21 protein-coding genes are annotated in these 19,776 nt (G+C 69.8%); 7 read left to right on the top strand and 14 right to left on the bottom strand.

Annotation, left to right across the window (positions count from 1 at the left end; genetic code table 11):
* Nucleotides 1-8 precede the first annotated feature (8 nt).
* Complete coding sequence (locus ACIPSE_RS08260; protein ID WP_401658865.1) at nt 9-338, bottom strand: ATP/GTP-binding protein; 330 nt, start codon at nt 336-338, stop codon at nt 9-11.
* Between the two features lie 224 nt (nt 339-562).
* Here ACIPSE_RS08260 and ACIPSE_RS08255 point away from each other — a divergent pair, with 224 nt between their 5' ends.
* A complete protein-coding gene (locus ACIPSE_RS08255) occupies nt 563-1,591 on the top strand; it encodes an LLM class flavin-dependent oxidoreductase (protein WP_401658863.1) in 1,029 nt (342 codons plus the stop codon).
* Nucleotides 1,592-1,670: 79 nt separating this feature from the next.
* On the opposite strand, the gene ACIPSE_RS08250 is transcribed toward ACIPSE_RS08255, so the two are convergent.
* Entirely contained in the window at nt 1,671-2,063 is a 393-nt protein-coding gene (locus tag ACIPSE_RS08250) for an SCO5389 family protein (protein WP_401658860.1), read from the bottom strand.
* Nucleotides 2,064-2,340: 277 nt separating this feature from the next.
* Here ACIPSE_RS08250 and nucS point away from each other — a divergent pair, with 277 nt between their 5' ends.
* Nucleotides 2,341-3,012 (top strand): endonuclease NucS, encoded by a 672-nt coding sequence (gene nucS, locus ACIPSE_RS08245; protein ID WP_401658857.1) that lies wholly within the window; start codon nt 2,341-2,343, stop codon nt 3,010-3,012.
* An 88-nt stretch (nt 3,013-3,100) separates the two neighbouring features.
* Here the strand turns inward: nucS and ACIPSE_RS08240 are convergent, their stop codons facing one another.
* The 4 genes from ACIPSE_RS08240 to ACIPSE_RS08225 form a co-directional block, all read right to left on the bottom strand.
* Entirely contained in the window at nt 3,101-5,629 is a 2,529-nt protein-coding gene (locus ACIPSE_RS08240) for an ATP-binding protein (protein ID WP_401658854.1), read from the bottom strand.
* A 274-nt stretch (nt 5,630-5,903) separates the two neighbouring features.
* Nucleotides 5,904-6,227, bottom strand: a complete 324-nt coding sequence (locus tag ACIPSE_RS08235) for an STAS domain-containing protein (RefSeq protein ID WP_059192313.1) — start codon at nt 6,225-6,227, stop codon at nt 5,904-5,906.
* 240 nt (nt 6,228-6,467) lie between these two features.
* Nucleotides 6,468-7,316, bottom strand: coding sequence for a 3-hydroxyacyl-CoA dehydrogenase family protein (locus tag ACIPSE_RS08230; protein ID WP_401658850.1), 849 nt, complete (start codon nt 7,314-7,316; stop codon nt 6,468-6,470).
* Between the two features lie 136 nt (nt 7,317-7,452).
* A complete protein-coding gene (locus tag ACIPSE_RS08225; RefSeq protein WP_401658847.1) occupies nt 7,453-8,094 on the bottom strand; it encodes a TetR/AcrR family transcriptional regulator in 642 nt (213 codons plus the stop codon).
* A gap of 130 nt (nt 8,095-8,224) precedes the next feature.
* Between ACIPSE_RS08225 and ACIPSE_RS08220 the strand changes: the two genes are divergently transcribed.
* The 5 genes from ACIPSE_RS08220 (at nt 8,225) to ACIPSE_RS08200 (ending at nt 12,549) form a co-directional block, all read left to right on the top strand.
* Entirely contained in the window at nt 8,225-9,007 is a 783-nt protein-coding gene (locus ACIPSE_RS08220) for an ABC transporter ATP-binding protein (protein ID WP_401658844.1), read from the top strand.
* A gap of 30 nt (nt 9,008-9,037) precedes the next feature.
* On the top strand, nt 9,038-9,790 hold the full coding sequence (locus ACIPSE_RS08215; RefSeq protein WP_401658841.1) for an ABC transporter permease: 753 nt from the start codon (nt 9,038-9,040) through the stop codon (nt 9,788-9,790).
* Between the two features lie 13 nt (nt 9,791-9,803).
* A complete protein-coding gene (locus tag ACIPSE_RS08210) occupies nt 9,804-10,376 on the top strand; it encodes a cob(I)yrinic acid a,c-diamide adenosyltransferase (RefSeq protein WP_401658838.1) in 573 nt (190 codons plus the stop codon).
* A gap of 43 nt (nt 10,377-10,419) precedes the next feature.
* Complete coding sequence (locus ACIPSE_RS08205; protein ID WP_401659763.1) at nt 10,420-10,602, top strand: LuxR C-terminal-related transcriptional regulator; 183 nt, start codon at nt 10,420-10,422, stop codon at nt 10,600-10,602.
* Nucleotides 10,603-10,719: 117 nt separating this feature from the next.
* A complete protein-coding gene (locus tag ACIPSE_RS08200; RefSeq protein ID WP_401658836.1) occupies nt 10,720-12,549 on the top strand; it encodes a glycosyl hydrolase family 18 protein in 1,830 nt (609 codons plus the stop codon).
* Nucleotides 12,550-12,910: 361 nt separating this feature from the next.
* Here the strand turns inward: ACIPSE_RS08200 and ACIPSE_RS08195 are convergent, their stop codons facing one another.
* The 8 genes from ACIPSE_RS08195 to ACIPSE_RS08160 all read right to left on the bottom strand — a co-directional run bounded on the left by ACIPSE_RS08195 (nt 12,911) and on the right by ACIPSE_RS08160 (nt 19,764).
* The gene (locus ACIPSE_RS08195; RefSeq protein ID WP_401658834.1) at nt 12,911-13,357 is read right to left on the bottom strand and encodes a DUF2550 domain-containing protein; all 447 of its coding nucleotides are present in this window, start codon (nt 13,355-13,357) and stop codon (nt 12,911-12,913) included.
* A gap of 143 nt (nt 13,358-13,500) precedes the next feature.
* Complete coding sequence (locus ACIPSE_RS08190) at nt 13,501-13,875, bottom strand: F0F1 ATP synthase subunit epsilon (RefSeq protein ID WP_401658831.1); 375 nt, start codon at nt 13,873-13,875, stop codon at nt 13,501-13,503.
* A 145-nt stretch (nt 13,876-14,020) separates the two neighbouring features.
* The gene (gene atpD / locus ACIPSE_RS08185) at nt 14,021-15,457 is read right to left on the bottom strand and encodes a F0F1 ATP synthase subunit beta (protein WP_401658828.1); all 1,437 of its coding nucleotides are present in this window, start codon (nt 15,455-15,457) and stop codon (nt 14,021-14,023) included.
* Nucleotides 15,457-16,374 (bottom strand): F0F1 ATP synthase subunit gamma, encoded by a 918-nt coding sequence (locus ACIPSE_RS08180; protein WP_401658825.1) that lies wholly within the window; start codon nt 16,372-16,374, stop codon nt 15,457-15,459. The genes atpD and ACIPSE_RS08180 overlap by 1 nt, the downstream gene beginning before the upstream one ends.
* A 21-nt stretch (nt 16,375-16,395) precedes the next feature.
* Nucleotides 16,396-17,985, bottom strand: coding sequence for a F0F1 ATP synthase subunit alpha (atpA, locus tag ACIPSE_RS08175; protein ID WP_401658822.1), 1,590 nt, complete (start codon nt 17,983-17,985; stop codon nt 16,396-16,398).
* Nucleotides 17,986-18,126: 141 nt separating this feature from the next.
* Complete coding sequence (locus tag ACIPSE_RS08170; protein WP_401658819.1) at nt 18,127-18,942, bottom strand: F0F1 ATP synthase subunit delta; 816 nt, start codon at nt 18,940-18,942, stop codon at nt 18,127-18,129.
* Entirely contained in the window at nt 18,939-19,487 is a 549-nt protein-coding gene (locus ACIPSE_RS08165) for a F0F1 ATP synthase subunit B (protein WP_401658816.1), read from the bottom strand. The genes ACIPSE_RS08170 and ACIPSE_RS08165 overlap by 4 nt, the downstream gene beginning before the upstream one ends.
* A gap of 40 nt (nt 19,488-19,527) precedes the next feature.
* A complete protein-coding gene (locus ACIPSE_RS08160) occupies nt 19,528-19,764 on the bottom strand; it encodes a hypothetical protein (protein ID WP_015657805.1) in 237 nt (78 codons plus the stop codon).
* Between the last annotated feature and the right edge of the window lie 12 nt (nt 19,765-19,776).

The following is a 19,776-nucleotide window of genomic DNA, read 5'->3' as shown; positions in this document are numbered from 1 at the left end:
CGGAACGCCTAGAACTTCGGTGCGTTACGGGACCGCTGCACCCGGGAGGTGCGGCGGTCCTTCGCGTTCCAGCACGCCTTGTGCCAGTGCCGGCGCTCGTCGACGCCAGAGTGCTCGGGCCAGGCCACCACGTGCGGGACACCGTCGGGGATGAGCTGGTCGCAGCCGGGGCAGCGGTACGACTTGCCCTGCGCGCTCGCCCCCGCGACATGGCGGATGTTCCACTCCTCGCCCTGCCAGCTCTCCGTGGACTGCCAGCCCCCGTAGCGGCCCGCGCGGTCGTCCTCGGCACCGGAGCCGGAATCGGCACCCTTGGGTCGGTTGCGACGCGGGGACACGGGACACCTCACGGGGCTATACAGGAAGCAGGGGTCATGTCCAGCCTACGCGGCGCGGACAGGGGTACGCGTACGGAACCAAACCGTACAAGTCCCCCTCCACGGCGACCCATTCTGCAGACAATCCGCAAATCTCCTCACCGACCCGTGTCCTCGGCACGTGTCAGACGGTTATGCCCGGTGGGGGAGCTCCGCGTCGGGGCCAAGGAAGCAGGAAAAGCACTATGCGCGTTGGAAGTTTCGTGTTGGCGGCCCAGTTCCCGGGACAGGGCCAGGGGGAGGCGCTGCACCGCGCGGTCCGCTCGGCCGAGGTCGCCGAGGAGGCCGGTCTGGACTCGGTGTGGCTCGCCGAACACCACTTCGTGCCGTACGGCACCTGCCCGTCGGCGATCACCCTGGCCGCGTTACTGCTCGGCCGCACCCGCAGGCTCCGCGTCGGCACCGCGGTGAGCGTGCTGCCCACGGTCCACCCGGTGGCCCTCGGCGAGCAGGCGGCGCTGCTCCATCTCACCTCCGGCGGACGGTTCTCGCTGGGCGTGGGACGCGGTGGCCCCTGGGTCGACCTGGAGGTCTTCGGGGCGGGGCTCGCGGCGTACGAGGAGGGGTTCCCGGAATCACTCGATCTGCTGGTGCGCTGGCTGCGGGAGCCGTCCGTGGCCGCCGACAGCGAGCGGTACAGCTTCCGCGAGGTGCCCGTCGTACCGCGCCCCTCGGAGAATCTGGCGGAGGCCCCCGGCCCCGAGGTGGTCGTCGCGTGCACGTCCCCGGCGAGCGTGCGGCTCGCGGCCGAGCGCGGGCTGCCGATGCTCCTCGGGATGCATGTCGGGGACGAGGAGAAGGCCGAGATGGTCGCGCTGTGGCAGGGGCACGCGCGCGCGGCGGGCCGTCCGTCCGACGAGGTGTTCGGCGCGGGCCATGTCTCGGCGGGCGTCTGCCAGATCGCGGACCGGCGCACGGACGCGGTCGAGACGCTGGTGAAGGCGATGCCGGGCTGGCTGCGGCAGGGGCTGGGCGCCCATGTCACGGTGGACGGCCGACAACGTGCGATGCGCGATCCCGTCGCCTACACCGAACTCCTCTGCGGGCTGCACCCGGTGGGCACGCCCAGGCTGTGCGCCGACCGGCTCGCGGCGACGAGCGAGCGGACCGGCATCTCCCGCTTCGCCCTGCTGGTGGAGGGCTCGGGGGACCTCGCGGCCACGGAGGAGAACGTACGGCGGCTGGGCGCCGAGGTGCTCCCCCACCTCGGCTGACCAGCCGGTCGTCGGACTTGCCGCCCCGGTACTGAATGCACCTCCCGCGTACGGAGCGGCAAGCCGGCGACTCACCGCGTCAGCAGTCCCTCAACTCCGGTGACTGGTTCAGCAGTTGACCTCGTACCGAGGTGAAGCGGGCCAGCCTCTCGTCGACCGAGGGGTCCAGCGGGAACACCGCCACCCGGTGGCAGTTCTGGAAGGCCAGCCGCACCCCGAAGTGCCGCTGCAGGGCGCCGCGTATCGCGTCACTCGCGAGCGCACGCAGCAACTGACCGCGCGCCTGCTCGTCCGGCGGAGGCGTCTGGTTGTCGGCGAACTGGCCGCCGTCCACCTTCAGCTGAGCCACCAGGGAGCTGATCATCTCCCACGCGTAGGGCAGGGAGGTCCGGACGCAGTCGACGAATTCCGCTTCGTCGACCTCGCCTCGCTCGGCCTTCTCGAGTAGGGCCGGTGAGACGTCGAGCGACATGGGTTCTCCTCTCGCACCCCTGTGGGCCACAGGGGTTGCCGGACAGATAAGGGAGTCCGCGATGTCGAGCACTCTGTGTACACGCCTCGCGACCTCCCGGTTACTACCGTAAGCAACCGACGGTGACGACACCAGGTGAATGCGTACATAGGACGTCCGGGTTGAGCACACAATCGGCCATAAACGAACAGGGGATGTTCCGGGTGATTCAACGCAACCAGGGTTGTGCGGTGGGCGAATCGCGTCGACAGGCAGCCGTCGAGTAGCGTTGCCCACCATGCGTCTCGTCATCGCCCGGTGTTCCGTCGACTACGCGGGCCGGCTCACCGCCCACCTCCCGTCCGCCCCCCGCCTGATCCTCGTGAAGGCGGACGGCAGCGTCTCGATCCACGCCGACGACCGGGCCTACAAGCCCCTGAACTGGATGTCGCCGCCCTGCACGTTGAAGGAGGGGTCAGGCGACGAGGAAGGCGTCTGGACGGTCGTCAACAAGGCCGGCGAGAAGCTGATCATCACGATGGAGGAGGTCCTCCACGACTCGTCGCACGAACTCGGCGTCGATCCCGGCCTGATCAAGGACGGCGTGGAAGCGCACCTCCAGGAGCTCCTCGCCGACCGTATCGAGACCCTCGGCGAGGGCTACACGCTCATCCGCCGCGAGTACATGACCGCCATCGGCCCCGTCGACATCCTGTGCCGGGACGCCGAGGGGCAGACCGTCGCCGTGGAGATCAAGCGGCGCGGCGAGATCGACGGTGTCGAGCAACTCACCCGCTATCTCGACCTGTTGAACCGGGACCCGCATCTCGCCCCGGTCCGCGGCATCTTCGCCGCCCAGGAGATCAAGCCCCAGGCCCGTGTCCTGGCCACCGACCGCGGCATCGGCTGCTCGGTCCTGGACTACGACGCCCTGCGCGGCATCGAGGACGACAAACTGCGTCTGTTCTGACGCCTGTTCCGACGCCTTTCCGACGACGGCGTGAGGGCCGGGTCCGCAACCGGACCCGGCCCTCACGTGCGTGTGCTTCCCGTCGGCGTCAGATCACCGTGTCCGACGCCGAGCCCGAGGTGCTCGGGGTGCCCGCCCCGCCGCTGTCCGGCGCGCTCGCCGAGCTGCTGGAGGTGGCGGGGCCGCTGGCGGAGTCCGTGGTGGTCGGCTCCTCCGTGGTGGGCTCCGAGGGGGTCGTCGTGGGCGACTCCGAGTCGCTGGGCTCGGTGCTCGGTGTCGGCGAGGTCGAGGTGGTCGGCGGCTTGGTCGAGCTCGTGGACGGCTTGGGCGTCGACGACTTCGACGGCGACTTGGACGGCGAGCTCGACGAGCCCTTGGTGCCGCTCGGGTCGTCGGACGGCTCCGCGGCCTCGGTGGGCGTCGGGTCGTCGGAGGTGCCGAACGTGCCGTCCGGGCCGGGGTCGGTGGGACGGCTGGTCGCCGTACCGGTGTCGCCCTCGTCGCCGTCGTCGTTCTTCGGGACGTCCGCGCCGAGGCTGCCGTCCTCCAGGCCCGTGCTGGCCGAGGGGTTGACCCCGACCCGGGTGGACGGCTCGTCGCCGTTGTCGGAGGTGGCGCCCAGCGTCACGACCGTGCCGAGCACGGCGGCGAGCAGCGCGCCGGCCCCGGCGGCGACGAGGTTGCGCCGGGCGAGGCCCTTCAGACCCCCGCGGGCCTTGTTGTGCGTGGCGACCGGGACGGGTGCTCCGGCGGACCGGTGGGTGACCAGCGTCGTGGCGTCCACGGGCGGCTGCTGGAGCGTCGGGAACGCGGCGGGTATCCCGCGCGGCGGCGACTGCGACTCCTCGTACCGGGCGTCGGACACCTCCTCCCCCGCGGTGGCCGCGATGCCGGCCCCCGGGGTGTCCCCGGCACGGTCCGCGACCAGCGCCAGCGCCCGCCGGCCGGCGACGGCACCGCGCTTGTCGGCGAGGGCGCCGCGCAGCGCGATGGACGCCTCCAGCTCGGCGCGGGCCACGTCGAGGTGGTCGGCGCAGAGCGCGAGGATGCCCAACTCGTGCTGGAAGTAGGCCTGTTCCCCCACCTCACCGGCGAGCCGGGAGGCCTCGGCGCCGAGCCTGAGGCTGCGCTCCCAGGCGCTCCAGTGCAGTCCGGCGGCGAAGGCGGGTGCCGCGGTCCGGGCGAGCCGGACGGTGACGCTCTCCTCGTCCTCGGCGGGCGGCGCGGTGACGGGCACCAGCCGGGCCAGGGCGGCGAGCACGGCGTCGGCCTCGGCGCACACCCGCTCCGGGGTGACCGAGGGGTGGCCGGACCACCAGGCGTAGTGCTGGGCGGCGGCGAGGGCCTGCTCCTCGATGTCCTCGTCGTACCCGGCGGCCTCCAGCTGGGTCTGCACCCCGGCGGCGAGCCGGTAGCGGGTGCCGACCGGGGAGACCAGCGCGCAGCCCAGCAGCTCGCCGAGGGCGGCGTCCGCGTGGGTGTCGCCGACCAGGGCGGGCAGATGGGCCTGGTGGGGCACCTCGCCGTCGAGCGCCACGGCGAACCGCAGGGCGGCGCGCGCCGACTCGCTGAGCCGGGCGGCGAGCAGGGCGGCGGGGGCCGCGCCCTCGGCGAGCGAGGGCAGCGGGACGTCGTGGCCGTCGCCGGCCGCGTAGGGGGCGTCGACCTGGGCTTCCTGGAAGACGCCGAACTCGTCGAAGGCGTCGGAGCTGGCCCGCAGTTCGTCGCGCTGGCGCAGCAGGGCGCCGGCCTGGACGAAGCGCAGCGGCAGTCCCTCGGACTCGAACCAGAGGTCACCGGCCCACTGGGACTCCTCCTCGGTGAGGACCCGGCCGACGCCGCGTTCCAGCAGCTCCACGCCGCCCGCGCGGTCGAGACCGCTGAGGAAGACCTCCTCGATGGCCGAGTCGGCGGACGGCGCGGGGACGTCCGGGGTCGCGGCGATCAGGAAGGCGCACTCAGGCGTGGAGTCGATCAGCTCGTCGAGGGCGGCGCCGCCGAACTCGACGTCGTCGAGGACGACGACCGCGCCGATCTCCCGGACGTGGCGCCGCAGCTCGTCCGGTGCCGGGCGGTGCAGGGGCGCCTCGAAGACGGCGTAGAAGAGGTCGTGGGGCAGGTCGTCGAGGGTGCGGTCGAAGCCGGTGAGGCGGATGACGCCGTCGGGGGCGAGGTCCGCGCAGTCCTCGGCGACCAGGTCGAGCAGGGCGGTGCGGCCGGAGCCGCCGGGGCCGGTGAGCCGCACGGAACGGCCGCGGGCGAGCAGCCGTACGAGCCGCTCCCGCTCGTCCTGGCGGGCCAGCAGGGGCGGTGCCGGGCGGTCCTGGCCGGGCGGGGTGGGCGGCTTGGCCGCGCGGTCCACCTCGGCGCGTTCGGCGGCGCCGAGTTTGCGGGGCGGCGCGGGCCGCTCGCCCGGCGGGCAGATCTCCATCTCGCTGCCGTCGACCGGGTTGACGGTGAGCAGGTAGTCGCCGGAGACGAGCTGCACCGTGCGGGCCAGGGCGGGCGTGCTCTGGCCGAAGTCGGGTGTGAGGGGGTCCCTGGGCGGGCGCTGGCGCGGCGCGCTGCCGTCGCCGTCATGGCCGTACTCCTCGGGTCCCCGGTTGTTCGGGTCCATAGGTTTCAAGCCCCCCAAAAGCGTCTCGTGTGCCGTGGGTCCTCCGGGACCCAAGCCCCTCCCGGCCTCTTGCACACCGCGCTGTCGCTTCTGGTCCGGACCCGCCGGTTCAGGGATGCAATGTGGCGGGCGACCGAACCCTAAACCTTCGCACAGTATCTACGACAGTCCGGGGTACCGCGCCGTCCGAGACGTCACAGTCTCGTGAGGATTGTGCGCGAGGTGCGATTAGCAGGTGGAACGCACGGACATCCGGCCCCAGGGGTACGGGGTGTCACACGCGGGGCAGTGACTCCACCCCGATACCGCCCTCGATCGCCAGGATCCGGTGCAGCCGGGTGGCCACCAGGAGGCGCTGCATCTGCGGCGGCACGTCGCGCAGCACCAGACGCCGGCCGCAGCGGCCGGCCCTTCGGTGGGCTCCCATGATCACGCCGAGTCCGGTGGCGTCCCAGGAGTCGAGCTCGGACAGGTCCAGCACGAGATCGCCGACTCCGTCGTCGACGGCCGAGTGCAGGACCGTACGGGCGTCCGCCGCGCTGCGTACGTCGAGGCGGCCCCCGACGACCAGCTCGACGTGGTCGCCCCTGATGAACATATGCGCTCCCCGTGGTGCGTCTCGATGGCTCCGCGAATGTGATGTCCGGTGATGCAACCTCTGACTGCGTTCGGCGGTCAGAGGTTGCCGTCTGTAAGCGAACCGATACCGAATTCACCCTCGGGTGTGACACCTGAGAGGCATTTGCGGTTTCGGTCGACTCTCGGTACGAGTCGACGATCGGTATGAGTCGGTGATCGGTGCGAGGGGACCGCGACCGCCGCGGGACGGCGGCCTCGGTCAGTACGAGTAGAAGCCCTGCCCGCTCTTGCGGCCGATGTCACCGGCGTCCACCATCCGGCGCATCAGCTCGGGCGGAGCGAACTTCTCGTCCTGGGACTCGGTGTAGATGTTGCTGGTGGCGTGGAGCAGGATGTCGACGCCGGTCAGGTCCGCCGTGGCGAGCGGACCCATGGCGTGTCCGAAGCCGAGCTTGCAGGCGAGGTCGATGTCCTCGGCGCTGGCGACCCCGGACTCGTAGAGCTTGGCGGCCTCGACGACGAGCGCCGAGATCAGCCGGGTGGTCACGAACCCGGCGACGTCCCGGTTGACGACGATGCAGGTCTTGCCGGTGGACTCGGCGAACTCCCGTGCGGTGGCGAGGGTTTCGTCGCTGGTCTTGTAGCCGCGGACCAGCTCGACGAGCTGCATCATCGGCACCGGCGAGAAGAAGTGCACGCCGACGACCCGCTCGGGGCGCTCGGTGGCCGCCGCGATCTTGGTGATCGGGATGGCCGAGGTGTTGGAGGCGAGCACGGCGTCCGGGCGCACGATCTTGTCGAGCGCGCGGAAGATCTCGTGCTTGACCTCCAGCTTCTCGAAGACGGCCTCGACGACGATGTCCGCGTCGGCGACGGCGTCCAGGTCGGTGGTGGTACGGATGCGCCCCAGGGCCGCCTCGGCGTCGTGCGCCTCCAGCCTGCCCTTGCTCACGAACTTGTCGTACGACGCCTGGATCCCGCCGACGGCACGGTCCAGTGCCTCGTCGGTGACGTCCCGCAGAACGACGTCCCAGCCCGCCTGGGCGGAGACCTGGGCGATGCCGGAACCCATCAAGCCGGCGCCGATGACGGCAAGCTTCCGTGCCACTGTTACGACTCCCCTTGTGAAGGCCTTGCGCCCTGTTCAGTTGCCTCTTCGGCGGACCTTAGCGTCCGTGAGGTGCTGTGTGACCGGTTAGTAACGCGCGTCACGTCTCATCTGACGGACATCACACCGGAGGGGGTCAGGGACGCTCCCGTACGGCGTAGTTGAGGACCTTCTCGCTCAACAGGTCCTCGATGTCGTCGAGAAGGACCAGCACCTCTCGTGACACTTCGTCCGGATTGCGCCCGGCGACCATCTCACGGCCCACGGCCGCGAACAGGGTCTGGTGGATCCAGGCGATCTGACCGGAGATCAGACCCGGCAGCGGGTCGGCCGGACCGGCGCCGGTCTCCTCACGGAGGGTCTGGGTGAGATGGTCGGCGATCCGCTGCTGGAGGCTCCACAGCCAGGACCGCAGCGGCGGCGCCTCGTGGATGCAGCGCATGAACCGGTCGTAGCCCTCCATGAGCCCGATGCGGGGCGAGACCGCCTCGACCTCGGCACGCAGTTCGCGCAGCACGGCCCGGGCGGCGGACTCGCCGGCGTCACGGGCGCGGACATAGCGGGAGAGCTGCTCGACGACACCGGAGGAGCGGTCGAAGAACAGGTCCTCCTTGGCGGGGAAGTAGTTGTAGACGGTGTTCACGGAGACGTCGGCGGCCTCGGCCACCTCCGCGACGGTCACCGTCACGAATCCGTGCTCCAGGAACAGCCCGGTGGCGATGTCCGAGATCCGCTGCCGTGTCTCGCGCTTCTTCCGCTCCCTGAGCCCTTCCGCCATGACCTCATCCTAACTTCGCTGCACTCCCTGAATCTTTGCACCGGCCAAACACTTGCACTGGCTCAATCTTTGCGTCGGCTGAAAGTTTGGAGTCATTGCAAAATTTGGGGGACTCTGTTTTTCTGGGCGCATGCCCCTCATCAGTACGGCCGGACTGGCCCGTACCTTCCAGACCAGGCTCGGCCCCGTGGAGGCCGTCCGAGGCATCGACCTGACCGTCCGCGAGGGCGAGATCCTCGGTTTCCTCGGGCCCAACGGCGCCGGCAAGACGACGACCCTGCGGATGCTCACGACCCTGCTCGCGCCCACCGGCGGCGCGGCCACGGTCGCCGGACACGACCTCGCGACCGACGCCGCGGGGGTGCGGCGGGTGTGTGGGTACGTGGCCCAGTCGGGCGGGGTCGACACCCAGATCTCGGTGCGGGAGGAACTGGTCACCCAGGGCCGCCTCTACCGTCTGACCAAGGCCCGGGCCGTCGCCCGCGCCGAGGAGCTGGCCCGGGAGCTGGGCCTGGCCGACCTCCTGGACCGCAGGTGCGGCGCCCTCTCCGGCGGCCAGCGCCGCCGCCTCGACATCGCGATGGCGCTCACGCACCGCCCGAAGGTCCTCTTCCTCGACGAACCGACGACAGGGCTCGACCCGGCCAGTCGCGCCGGCCTGTGGGACCTGGTCCGGCGGCTGCGCGACGAGCACGGCACGACCGTCTTCCTGACCACGCACTACCTGGACGAGGCCGACGCCCTCGCGGACCGGCTGGTGATCGTCGACGAGGGCGTGGTGGTGGCCGAGGGGACGCCGTCCGCCCTCAAGCTCCGGTACGGCGGGTCGATCGACGCCACGCTCCAGGACACCTTCCTCGCCATCACCGGCCGCGGCGCGACCGCGACCGACGCCGCCCCCGTAGCCGTATAGGACTCCCGTGACTAGCCGTATAGGACTCCCGTGACACTCCTCCACGACACCGGCCTCGTCTACGGCCGCTATCTGCGCCAGTCGCTGCGCTCCCGGTTCGCGCTGCTGTTCGGGGTGCTGATGCCACTGCTCTACCTGGTGTTCTTCGGCCCGCTGCTGACCGGCCTCCCGCTCGGCGGCCCGGGCAGCTCCTGGCAGGTGCTGGTCCCGGGCCTTCTGCTGCAACTCGGCCTGTTCGGCGCCCTGTTCGCCGGATTCATGATCATCATCGAGAAGGGGCAGGGGGTGGTCGAGCGGATGCGGGTCACTCCCGTCAGCCGGCTCGCGCTGCTCCTGGGCCGGGTGCTGCGGGACGCCACGGTGTTCGTCCTCCAGGCGGTGCTGCTGGTGCTGGCCGCGGTCGCGATGGGGCTGCGGGCGCCCGTGGCGGGCGTGCTGATCGGGTTCGGGTTCGTCGCACTGCTGACCGTGTCGCTGGCCTCGCTGTCGTACGCGCTGGCGATGAAGGTCCGCACCCCGCAGGAGTTCGGGCCGGCGGTCAACGCCGTGTCGATGCCGTCGATGCTGCTCTCCGGCCTGATGCTGCCGATGACGCTCGGACCGGGCTGGCTGGACGCCCTCTCGCACGCCATGCCGTTCCGCTATCTGGTGGACGCGATGCGGGACGCCTACGTCGGCCGGTACGCCACCGCGCACATGCTGTACGGCGTCCTGGTGGCCGTCGCCCTCGCCGCGCTGTCCGTGACGGTCGGCACACGCGTCTTCCGGACGGCCGGGGCCTAACTACGCTGGGCCCATGGTCAATCTGACGCGTATCTACACCAGGACCGGCGACCGGGGCACCACCGCCCTCGGGGACATGAGCCGGGTCGCCAAGACCGATCCCCGGATCACCGCGTACGCCGACGCCAACGAGGCGAACGCGGTGATCGGGACGGCGATCGCCCTGGGCGGGCTGGCGGAGGACGTCGTCGCGGTCCTCACCCGGGTCCAGAACGACCTGTTCGACGTCGGCGCCGACCTGTCGACGCCGGTCGTCGAGAACCCGGAGTTCCCTCCGCTGCGCGTCGAGCAGTTCTACGTCGACAAGCTGGAGGCGGACTGCGACCGCTTCAACGAGCGCCTGGACAAGCTCCGCTCCTTCATCCTGCCCGGCGGCACCGCGGGCGCGGCCCTGCTGCACCAGGCCTGCACGGTGGTCCGCCGCGCCGAGCGCTCGACCTGGTCGGCGATGGAGGTCCACGGCGAGAGCATGAACCCCCTCACCGCGACCTACCTCAACCGGCTGTCGGACCTGCTCTTCATCCTCGCGCGGACGGCCAACAAGGACGTCGGGGACGTGCTGTGGGTCCCGGGCGGGGAGCGCTGAGCCTCCGGAGCCCCGTCGAAGCCCTCCCCGGGTCCCGGAGACCCTGAACCGGCGTGAACGCGAGGTGTTGCCGCGCCTCGGAGAGGGAAGGTCCGACACAGACGTCGCGAGGCGGCCGGGTGCGGCGGAGGCGACGGTGAAGACGCACGTCAGCCGCCTCCCGGCCGGGCCGGAGCCGCGCGGCCGGGCGCAAGCGGCGGCCCCGGTCGGGGAGTTGGGCGCCTGAGGGTTGCATACGAGAGTGGTCCAGACCTATTGACCCGTGGTCCAGACCTTTCTATTCTCGCGGCACCCGGGGTACGAAGGCTCAGTCGTGCCCCACCATCCCCTAAGGAGGCGCGGCATGCGCTTCAGACACAGAGCCGCGGCAGGCATCGCGACGCTGTTGCTCCCCTTCGCGGGACTGGTCGGGCTCGCCAGCCCCGCCCAGGCGGCGACATCCGCGACCGCGACCTACGCCAAGACCCAGGACTGGGGCACCGGCTTCGAGGGCAAGTGGACCGTCAAGAACACCGGTGACACCTCCCTCAGTTCCTGGACCGTGGAGTGGGACTTCCCCTCCGGCACCGCCGTCAGCTCCGCCTGGGACGCCGACGTCACCTCCTCCGGCACCCACTGGACCGCCAAGAACAAGTCCTGGAACGGCACGCTGGCCCCCGGCGCCTCCGTCTCCTTCGGCTTCAACGGCTCCGGCTCCGGCGCCCCCTCCAACTGCAAGCTGAACGGCGGCAGTTGCGACGGCGGCACCACCACCCCCGGGGACAGCGCGCCGAGCGCCCCGGGCACCCCCACCGCGTCCGCGGTCACCAACACCTCGGCCACGCTCTCCTGGAGCGCGGCGACGGACGACAAGGGCATCAAGAACTACGACGTGCTGCGCAACGGCACCAAGGTCGCGACGGTGACGACGACGTCGTACACCGACTCGGGGCTGACCGCCGGCACCAGCTACTCGTACACCGTCCAGGCCCGTGACACCGCCGACCAGACCGGTCCGGCGAGCGGCGCGGTCTCGGTGACCACCACGGGCGGCACCACCGACCCGGACCCGGGCACCGGCGGCAAGACCAAGCTGGGCTACTTCACCGAGTGGGGCGTCTACGGCCGCAACTACCACGTGAAGAACCTGGTGACCTCCGGCTCCGCGTCGAAGATCACGCACATCAACTACGCGTTCGGCAACGTCAAGAACGGTCAGTGCACCGTCGACGACACCTACGCCGCCTACGACAAGGCGTACACCGCCGACCAGTCCGTCAGCGGCGTCGCCGACACCTGGGACCAGCCGCTGCGCGGCAACTTCAACCAGCTGCGCCAGCTGAAGGCCAAGTACCCGAACATCAAGGTGCTGTACTCCTTCGGCGGCTGGACCTACTCGGGCGGCTTCGCCCAGGCGGCGGCCAACCCGGCCGCGTTCGCCGCCTCCTGCAAGGCCGTGGTCGAGGACTCCCGCTGGGCCGATGTCTTCGACGGCATCGACATCGACTGGGAGTACCCGAACGCCTGCGGTCTGACCTGTGACACCTCCGGTGCCGCCGCCTTCAAGAACCTGATGTCGGCGCTGCGCACCGAGTTCGGCAGCGACTACCTCGTCACCGCCGCCATCACCGCCGACGGCTCCTCCGGCGGCAAGATCGACGCGGCCGACTACGGCGGCGCCTCCCAGTACGTCAACTGGTACAACGTGATGACGTACGACTACTTCGGCGCCTTCAACGCACAGGGCCCGACCGCCCCGCACTCCCCGCTGACCTCGTACTCCGGCATCCCGACCGCGGGCTTCAACTCCGCGGACGCGATCGCCAAGCTCAAGGCCAAGGGCGTGGCCTCCGCCAAGCTCCTGCTCGGCATCGGCTTCTACGGCCGCGGCTGGACCGGGGTGACCCAGGCGGCCCCGGGCGGCACGGCGACGGGCGCGGCCCCGGGCACCTACGAGGCGGGCATCGAGGACTACAAGGTCCTCAAGACGTCCTGCCCCGCCACCGGCACGATCGCGGGCACGGCGTACGCCTACTGCGGCACCAACTGGTGGTCGTACGACACTCCCTCGACCATCGCCGGGAAGATGACCTGGGCCAAGAACCAGGGTCTGGGCGGCGCGTTCTTCTGGGAGTTCAGCGGTGACACCAGCAACGGTGAGCTGGTGACCGCGATCAACAGCGGCCTGGGCTAGACACCGGGACCGGGTGAGGCAAGAACCAAGGGGCGTGCGGTGCGAACCGCACGCCCCTTGGCGTGCGCCCCAGAGGGCCGACCGGCCCCTGCCGAGGGCTGGTCGGCCGGTGGGAGAGGCCCTGTGACCGGGCACATCCTGTATCTCGACCAGCAAAGCGGAATGAAGTGTTCGGGGATTTCGGGGGGACCGCATGAAGCGCAGGACCAAGAGGACCAACAGGCCCGGCAGGACCGACCGGGGGCGTCGCGGCAACCGGACGGCCCGCGGCCAGGTGATCACCTACGCCGGGATGTTCACCGGCACGACCCTCGCGGCGCTGCTCGCCGTCTGGCCGCTCAATGTGACCTTCGTGTTCGGCTCAGGCCACGTTGACCCGCTGCCCGGGCGGAGCTGCCTCCAGCCAGGCGAGGAATCCGGTCAGGGCGTCCTCGCTCATGGCGAGCTCCAGCCGGGTGCCCCGGTGCACACAGGTGAGGACGACGGCGTCGGACAGTAGCGCCAGCTCCTCCTCGCCCTCGGGCAGGCGACGGCCGGCCACCTCGATCTGGGCCCGCTCCAGAACCCGGCGTGGCCGGTAGGCGTAGGAGAAGACGCGGTACCACTCGACGCTGTCACCGTTGTAGCGGGCGACGCCGTAGCTCCAGCCCTTGCCGTTGGCGTCGGGTTTCTCCGTCACGTCCCAGCGCAGCGAACAGTCGAAGGTGCCGCCGGAGCGCTGGATCAGTCTGCGCCGGAGGCCGAAGACGAACAGCCCCAGCACCACGAGCGCCACGACGATTCCGCACACAGTCAGAGCGAGGATCATCGACACCGACCTCCTCGTCTCCTAGGTACCTTCGAATCAGGTAACGGAACGGAAAAAACATCCACATTTGCCTCAGCCGCGGCCAGGGCCGGATTGCTCCGGTCCCAGCCGCGGCTGAGTGACGTCATACGGTCTCGCGCAGGCTAGCGCGTCGCCGCCGCACGGATGCGTACGTCCGCGCGACGCTCGGCGGCGGCGTCGCCCTCCGCCTTCGCGCGTTCCAGCTCGCGCTCGGCGCGCTGGACGTCGATCTCGTCCGACAGCTCGGCGATCTCGGCCAGCAGCGACAGCTTGTCGTCGGCGAACGAGATGAAACCGCCGTGCACCGCGACGACGACCGTTCCACCGTCACTCGTACGAATGGTCACCGGGCCCGACTCCAGCACACCGAGCAGCGGCTGGTGACCGGGCATGACGCCGATGTCGCCGGACGTGGTGCGCGCGACGACCAGGGTGGCCTGACCGGACCAGACCTCTCGGTCGGCCGCGACCAGCGCGACGTGCAGCTCAGCAGCCAAGGTGGCTCCTCGGGTCACCACCCGGCGGTTCTGCCGGGTGTTGGTTACAAGTCTAATGGGCGTGAAAGAGGGGGCGGGACGTACCCCGCCCCCTCAGGTGTGAGTCACGGAACTCACAGTGAACTCACGGTGAACTCAAGCGAGTTCAGGAGACACCCAGGTCCTTCGCGTTGGCCTTCAGGTCCTCGATGCCACCGCAGAGGAAGAACGCCTGCTCCGGGAAGTGGTCGTACTCGCCGTCGATGATCGCGTTGAAGGCCGCGATCGACTCCTCCAGCGGGACGTCCGACCCGTCGACGCCGGTGAACTGCTTGGCGACGTGGGTGTTCTGGGACAGGAAGCGCTCCACGCGACGGGCACGGTGGACGGTGAGCTTGTCCTCCTCGCCCAGCTCGTCGATACCGAGGATCGCGATGATGTCCTGGAGGTCCTTGTACTTCTGGAGGACACCCTTGACACGCATGGCCGTGTTGTAGTGGTCCGCCGCGATGTAGCGGGGGTCCAGGATGCGGGACGTCGAGTCCAGCGGGTCCACGGCCGGGTAGATGCCCTTCTCGGAGATCGGACGGGAGAGAACCGTCGTCGCGTCGAGGTGGGCGAAGGTGGTGGCCGGGGCCGGGTCGGTCAGGTCGTCCGCGGGGACGTAGATCGCCTGCATCGAGGTGATCGAGTGACCACGGGTCGAGGTGATGCGCTCCTGGAGGAGACCCATCTCGTCGGCCAGGTTCGGCTGGTAACCCACCGCGGAGGGCATACGGCCGAGCAGGGTCGAGACCTCGGAACCGGCCTGCGTGAAGCGGAAGATGTTGTCGATGAAGAACAGCACGTCCTGCTTCTGCACATCGCGGAAGTACTCCGCCATGGTCAGACCCGCGAGGGCCACGCGCAGACGGGTGCCCGGGGGCTCGTCCATCTGACCGAAGACCAGCGCGGTCTTGTCGATGACGCCCGAGTCGGCCATCTCCTCGATGAGGTCGTTGCCCTCACGGGTGCGCTCACCGACACCGGCGAACACGGAGACACCGTCGTGGTTGTTGGCGACGCGGTAGATCATCTCCTGGATGAGCACCGTCTTGCCGACGCCGGCACCACCGAACAGACCGATCTTTCCACCCTTGACGTACGGGGTGAGAAGGTCGATGACCTTGACGCCGGTCTCGAACATCTCGGTCTTCGACTCGAGCTCGTCGAAGTTCGGGGCCTTGCGGTGGATGCCCCAGCGCTCGCCCGTGTACTGCTCGTCGACGTTCAGCACCTCGCCGAGGGTGTTGAACACCTTGCCCTTGGTGAAGTCGCCGACCGGCACGGTGATGGAGGCACCCGTGTCGGTGACGGCGGCCTGGCGGACCAGACCGTCGGTGGGCTGCATCGAGATGGTGCGGACCAGGCCGTCACCCAGGTGCTGGGCGACCTCCAGGGTCAGCGTCTTCTTCGCGCCGTCCTGCGCCGGGTCGGCGACCTCGACGTGAAGGGCGTTGTAGATGTCGGGCATGGCGTCGACGGGGAATTCCACGTCGACGACCGGGCCGATGACCCGGGCGACGCGGCCCGTGGCAGCGGCCGTCTCAACTGTCGTCGTCATTACCTGTCACTCCCCGCGGTCGCGTCGGCCAGGGCTGCGGAGCCACCGACGATCTCGCTGATTTCCTGGGTGATTTCGGCCTGGCGGGCCGCGTTGGCAAGACGGGAGAGCGTGGTGATCAGCTCGCCCGCGTTGTCGGTCGCCGACTTCATCGCGCGCCGCGTGGCGGCGTGCTTCGAAGCGGCCGACTGGAGAAGCGCGTTGTAGATGCGGCTCTCCACGTAGCGCGGCAGCAGGGCGTCGAGGACGTCCTCCGCCGAGGGCTCGAAGTCGAACAGCGGGAGGATCTCGCCCTTGGGCGCGGCCTCCGCTGCGACCTCTTCGAGGCTGAGCGGAAGCAGTCGGCTGTCGGTCGCCGTCTGCGTCATCATCGAGACGAACTCGGTGTAGACGATGTGGAGTTCGTCCACGCCGCCGTCCGCCGTCTCCTTCTCGATGGCCTCGATCAGCGGACCCGCGACCTTCTTCGCGTCCGCGTAAGTGGGCTCGTCGGTGAAGCCCGACCACGACTCCACGACCTTGCGCTCGCGGAAGTTGTAGTGGGCCAGACCGCGCCGGCCGACGATGTACGTGTCGACCTGCTTGCCCTCGGCCTCAAGACGCTCGGTGAGCTTCTCGGCGGCCTTGATGGAGTTGGCGTTGAAGGCACCGGCGAGACCGCGGTCGCTCGTCAGGAGCAGCACCGCGGACCGCACGACCGTCTCGGCCTGCGTGGTCAGCGGGTGCTTCGTGTTCGAGCCGGTACCGACCGCCGTGACCGCGCGGGTGAGCTCGGTCGCGTACGGCGTGGAGGCCGCCACCTTGCGCTGCGCCTTGACGACACGCGAGGCGGCGATCATCTCCATCGCCTTGGTGATCTTCTTGGTCGCGGTGACGGATCGGATGCGACGCTTGTAGACCCGGAGCTGGGCTCCCATGAGTCAGGTCCCTTCCTTACGTCACTTGGCCGCGGCCGGGGCGTCCTCGCCGAGAAGCTTGCCGTCCGAGGTCTCGAACTGCTTCTTGAAGTCGGCGATCGCGTCGGCAACAGCGGTGAGGGTGTCGTCCGACATCTTGCCGCCCTCCTTGATGGAGGTCATGAGGCCCTGCTCCTTGCGGTGCAGGAACTCCAGGAGCTCCTTCTCGAAGCGGCGGATGTCGTTGACCGGGACATCGTCCATCTTGCCGGTGGTGCCGGCCCACACGGAGACGACCTGGTCCTCGGTCGGCATCGGCTGGTACTGAGCCTGCTTGAGCAGCTCGACCAGACGCTGACCGCGCTCCAGCTGGGCCTTCGACGCGGCGTCCAGGTCGGAACCGAAGGCGGCGAACGCCTCCAGCTCGCGGTACTGGGCCAGGTCCAGGCGCAGACGGCCGGAGACCTGCTTCATCGCCTTGTGCTGCGCGGAACCACCGACTCGGGAGACGGAGATACCGACGTTCAGCGCGGGGCGCTGACCGGCGTTGAAGAGGTCCGACTCCAGGAAGCACTGGCCGTCGGTGATGGAGATGACGTTGGTCGGGATGAACGCCGAGACGTCGTTGGCCTTCGTCTCGACGATCGGCAGACCGGTCATCGAGCCCGCGCCCAGCTCGTCGGAGAGCTTCGCGCAGCGCTCCAGCAGACGGGAGTGCAGGTAGAAGACGTCACCCGGGTAGGCCTCACGGCCCGGCGGGCGGCGCAGCAGCAGCGACACGGCGCGGTAGGCGTCGGCCTGCTTCGACAGGTCGTCGAAGATGATGAGGACGTGCTTGCCCTCGTACATCCACTGCTGACCGATGGCCGAACCGGTGTACGGCGCCAGGTACTTGAAGCCGGCCGGGTCGGACGCCGGGGCGGCGACGATGGTCGTGTACTCCAGCGCGCCGGCCTCTTCCAGGGCGCCACGCACGGAGGCGATGGTCGAGCCCTTCTGGCCGATGGCGACGTAGACGCAGCGGACCTGCTTCTTCGGGTCGCCGGAGCGCCAGTTGTCGCGCTGGTTGATGATCGTGTCGACGGCCAGGGCGGTCTTGCCGGTCTGACGGTCACCGATGATCAGCTGACGCTGGCCACGGCCGATCGGGGTCATCGCGTCGACGGCCTTGTAGCCGGTCTCCATCGGCTCGTGCACCGACTTACGGGCCATGACGCCCGGAGCCTGAAGCTCCAGGGCGCGGCGGCCGGACGTCTCGATCTCGCCGAGGCCGTCGATCGCGTTGCCGAGCGGGTCGACGACGCGGCCGAGGTAGCCCTCGCCGACGGCCACGGAGAGGACCTCACCGGTACGGGAGACCGGCTGCCCCTCCTCGATGCCGCTGAACTCGCCGAGGACGATGGCGCCGATCTCGCGCTCTTCCAGGTTGAGCGCGAGGCCGAGGGTGCCGTCCTCGAACTTCAGCAGTTCGTTGGCCATGGCCGAGGGAAGACCCTCGACCTTCGCGATGCCGTCGCCGGCAAGGGTGACCGTACCGACCTCCTCGCGCGAGGCCGCGTCCGGCTTGTACGACTGGACAAAGTTCTCCAGCGCATCCCGGATCTCCTCCGGCCGGATCGTGAGCTCCGCCATCTGGGTTCCCTGCTCTCCTTGTTGGGCCCGAAGTTTCAACTTGGGGGTCTGGGGGCGACCCCCAGGAATCCTCTGCACGGCCCAACCGGGCCGTAAGTACGTACTGCTTATGAAGTTGCTGCTCAGCCCGCCGTGCGGCGGTCAGCCCGCCAGGCGGCGGCCGGCGTCCTCGATACGGTCCGCGATGGAGCCGTTGATGACCTCGTCACCGACCTGCACCCGGATCCCGCCGAGGACCTCGGGGTCCACGTCGATGTTCAGGTGCATCTGGTGGCCGTAGAGCTTCGCGAGGGCGGCGCCCAGGCGCTGCTTCTGCGGGTCGCTCAGCGGCACCGCCGTGGTGACGACGGCGACCAGACGGCTCCGGCGCTCCGCGGCGAGCTTGGACAGGGCCTCCAGGCCCGACTCCAGGCTACGTCCACGCGGCGCGGTCACCAGACGGGTCACCAGACGCTCCGTCGTCGCGTTGGCACGGCCGCCGAGCAGGCTGCGCAGCAGCTCGCTCTTGGCGGAACCGGCCGCGGCGCGGTCGGTGAGCGCGGCACGCAGCTCGGTGTTCGAGGAGACGATCCGGCCGAAGCGGAACAGTTCGTCCTCGACGTCGTCGAGCGCGCCCGTCTGCTGGGCGGCGGTGAGGTCGGCGACGTTCGCCAGCTCCTCCAGGGCGTCCGCCAGGTCGCGCGACTGCGACCAGCGGGTACGCACCATGCCGGAGACCAGATCGGCGGTCGTCCCGCTCACCTGGCCGCCGAAGAGTCGCTGGGCGAGCTCGGCCTTGGCCTCACCGGACTGCGCCGGGTCGGTCAGGACCCGACGCAGCGACACCTCGCGGTCGAGCAGCGCGGTGACGGCGGCCAGCTCGTCGGCGAGCGTGCCGGCGTTCACGGACGTGGAGTCCGTCAGCGCGTCGAGACGCTCACGTGCGGCTGCCAGGGCCTCGCGGCTCGCTCCGTTCATCGAGCAGCCTCGGCCTTCTCCTCGAGCTCGTCGAGGAAGCGGTCGATCACACGGGACTGGCGGGCGTGGTCCTCGAGGGACTCACCGACGAGCTTGCCGGCCAGGTCGGTGGCGAGCTTGCCGACGTCCTGGCGGAGCGCGGACGAGGCGGCCTTGCGGTCGGCCTCGATCTGGGTGTGGCCGGCGGCGACGATCTCCTCGCGCTGGCGCTGACCCTCGGCACGCATCTCGGCGATGAGCGCGGCACCCTGCTCCTGCGCCTCCTGGCGCAGACGCGCGGCTTCGTGCCGGGCCTCGGCGAGCTGGGCCTTGTACTGCTCAAGGACGCTCTGGGCCTCGACCTGAGCGGCCTCGGCCTTCTCGATGCCACCTTCGATCGCCTCGCGACGCTCCTCCAGAACCTTGTTGATGTTCGGGAGCAGCTTCTTCCAGAAGAAGAAGAACACGATGGCGAAGGCGATGGCGCCGACGAGCAGCTCGGGGCCCGGAGGAACGAGCGGGTTCTGCTCCTCCTCGGCCGCCAGCTGTACCAGGTTGGCGATCACATCAGTGCCTTTCGTGGATGTGTGTCAGTAAGGAAGGTGATTACTTACCGAACACGAACGGCATGACGATGCCGATGAGGGCGAGCGCCTCACAGAAGGCGAAGCCGAGGATCTGGTTGGCGCGGATCAGGCCGGCAGCCTCGGGCTGACGGGCGAGGGCCTGGGTGCCGTTACCGAAGATGATGCCGACGCCGACGCCGGGGCCGATCGCGGCCAGACCGTAGCCGATGGAGCCGAGCGAACCGGAGACGGCGGCGAGGGTCTCAGTGGCAGCCATGCTGATTCTTCC

Source organism: Streptomyces sp. NPDC090106, from assembly GCF_044747265.1.
In the GTDB taxonomy this organism is placed as follows: Bacteria; Actinomycetota; Actinomycetes; order Streptomycetales; family Streptomycetaceae; genus Streptomyces.
This window is presented reverse-complemented; position numbering and strand designations above follow the sequence as displayed.